This window comes from Micromonospora globispora (assembly GCF_003857015.1).
Classification (GTDB): Bacteria; Actinomycetota; Actinomycetes; order Mycobacteriales; family Micromonosporaceae; genus Micromonospora; species Micromonospora globispora.
Genome location: NZ_QGGF01000722.1, coordinates 1 through 1,254 on the forward strand (window position 1 = coordinate 1; position 1,254 = coordinate 1,254).

Annotated in this window: 1 protein-coding gene; it reads left to right on the forward strand. The window is 76.8% G+C overall.

Features of this window, described 5'->3' with window-relative positions; genetic code table 11:
* Nucleotides 1-1,254: FtsK/SpoIIIE domain-containing protein (locus DKL51_RS32840; protein WP_185735005.1), on the forward strand; the 1,254-nt coding region annotated here is incomplete at both ends.

Genomic DNA, 1,254 nt, shown 5'->3' on the forward strand with positions numbered 1-1,254 from the left:
GTCTCCGCCCGGCGGGTGGCGGCGCGCACCTCGGCGCCGCCACCCGCCGGGCGGAGACGGTCCGCTTCGCCGACCTGCTGCCCGAACGCCGCTGGGCGGAGTCCGCCGGCGCCGGGCTGCGGACCGTGCTCGGCCGCGCCGGCCGGGAGGCGGTGACCGTCGCCTTCGACGACGCCACCCCGCACTGGCTGGTCGGTGGGCGCACCGGGGCGGGCAAGACGGTGTTCCTGCTCGACGTGCTCTACGGGCTGGCCGCCCGGTACGCGCCGGCCGACCTCCAGCTCTACCTGCTCGACTTCAAGGAGGGGGTGAGCTTCACCGAGTTCGTCCCCACCGGGCACGACCCGTCCTGGCTGCCGCACGCCCGCGCGGTCGGCATCGAGTCCGACCGGGAGTACGGCGTGGCGGTGCTGCGCGAGCTGCGCGACGAGCTGACCCGGCGGGCCGCCGTCCTCAAGCGACACGGCGTCAGCAAGCTCGCCGACCTGCCGCCGGACGCCCGGCCACCCCGGATCGTCACGGTGGTCGACGAGTTCCACGTGCTCTTCGCCGGCAACGACGCCCTCGCCCGGCGGGCCGTCGACCTGGTGGAGGAGCTGGCCCGCAAGGGCCGCTCGTACGGGCTGCACCTGGTGCTGGCCAGCCAGAGCATGACCGGCATCGAGGCGCTCTACGGCCGCGCCGAGGCGATCTTCGGGCAGTTCCCGCTGCGGGTGGCGCTGCCCGGCGGTGCCGGCGTGCTCGACCCGCTCAACGACGCCGCGAGGGCTCTGGAGATCGGCACCGCCGTGGTGAACACCGCCGGCGGCGCGGCCGGCGCGAACACCGTCGTCCGGTTCCCCGACGCGCACGCCGCCGGGGCGGAGCTGGCCGCCCTCCGCCACGAGCTGTGGCAGGTCCGGCCGGCGGGCTCGCGGCCACCCACCGTCTTCCGCGGGTACGAGACGCCCAAGCTGACCGACGACCCGACCTGGGCCGGGCTGCGGCCGGGCGGCGAACCGCCGCTCGCCCTGGTCGGGCGCACGGTCGACGTGCCCGGCAGCAGCGCGGGCTTCCGGCTGGACGCGACGCCCGGCCGGCACCTGGCCGTGGTCGGCACCTCCGCCGTCGGAGTGGACGTGCTGCGGTCGGCCACCCTCAGCCTGGCCCGCCAGCACACCCCCGGGACGGCGCACTTCCTGCTCGCACCCCTGGCACCCGGGACCACCGACCACGCCGACGACCTCGCGATGACCCTGGCCGCCGCCGGTCACC